Source organism: Psychrobacter sp. 1U2 (assembly GCF_051847575.1).
In genome coordinates this window covers 1-1,336 of sequence record NZ_JBPYDC010000240.1, presented here as the reverse complement: position 1 = coordinate 1,336, position 1,336 = coordinate 1, and the positions used below count along the sequence as shown (strand labels likewise).

At 42.7% G+C, this 1,336-nt stretch carries 2 protein-coding genes; both read left to right on the top strand.

Annotation, left to right across the window (positions count from 1 at the left end; genetic code table 11):
- Window positions 1-520 (top strand): baeRF3 domain-containing protein (locus tag ACS8FD_RS14825; RefSeq protein ID WP_439276418.1); only part of this gene is annotated, 520 nt, incomplete at its 5' end.
- A 255-nt stretch (window positions 521-775) separates the two neighbouring features.
- On the top strand, window positions 776-1,336 hold a 561-nt coding region (locus tag ACS8FD_RS14820), incomplete at its 3' end, for an endonuclease/exonuclease/phosphatase family protein (protein WP_439276419.1).

The window sequence follows — 1,336 nt, the reverse complement described above, 5'->3', positions numbered from 1 at the left end:
CGTCCAAGAGCTATGGGGCGAACACAAAATGCCACTGGTTGTGGTCGGTGATGCACGTAATATCAGCTACTATAATGACGTCTGTGATCGTCCAGATAATATTATTGCCAAAGTCTCGAACGTTACCAATTTAGAAGATGGCAGTGCTCAGCATATTATCGATGGTGTCCAAGAAGCGGTAGAGGGCTATCGTACATCGTTGCACGAAGCCGCGCTTGGTGAGATTGACAAAGCACGCGGTGCAGAGATGTTGCGTACCGATTTACAAGAAGTCTATCGCGGCGCCTTCCAAGGAGCAGGCGAGACACTTTATGTACGTCGCGGCTATATGCAGTCAGCCAAGATCGATGAAAAGGCTCAGACCCTTATGTTAGCAGATGATGCTGCTGCAAATGACGTAACAGATGACGCAGTTGGTGAGATTATAGAACATGTCATGCATAATGGTGGTGAAGTGGTATTTATGCCGCAAGACATCATGAGCGAAGATCAGCCAATTGCTTTGGTTACACGCTACTGATTTTATACGGCCAATTGACTGAGTAGTGATAATTTATTATTAGTAAACAAGAGCATTGGTTCGATCAGAGCCAATGCTCTTTTATGTTTACAACCATTAAAACGTGTTGTGCATTCACAAATAACCTTTATCCGTTAAGTACTTAATACGCTTCAATGCGATAACGATAAAGCTAAAACTATCGTCAATGTTGTTATAGTATAGATAACGCCTATAATTACTTATAACAATTATGCTATGAATACTGAATTTATGATGAATAAAAACTCTTTTGTTGTGACCAGCTATAATATCCATAAAGGTATGTCGCCACTTAATCGCCGAGTCAAAATGCAAGGAATTGCTCAAGCGCTTGAAGAGGTAGGGTCTGATGTCTTATGTTTACAAGAGGTGCAAGGTCAACACTTAAGGCGCAACATGCACTATAACGAATACCCTGATCAATCTCAGCACGAATGGTTTGGTGAGTATCTGCAGCTGCAAAATAGCTATGGCAAAAACTCAGAATACGAGGACGGCCATCATGGAAATGCAGTACTGAGTCGATTCCCCTTGGACCCTAAACATAACGTCAATATCACTGTAAATAAGCTAGAGCAACGCGGGGTGTTGCATTGTGAAGTACAGCCAGCTGGCTGGAAAAAACCTGTAGTGGTGCTATGTGCTCATCTCAATTTGTTCGAGCGCGACCGTATCAAACAATATCAGGCAATTAGCGATTACGTGCGTAATGAGATTGCCTCAGATCAACCGCTTATTTTGGCAGGCGACTTTAATGACTGGAAAAAACTCTCCTGTGACACACTCGCTAGTGAC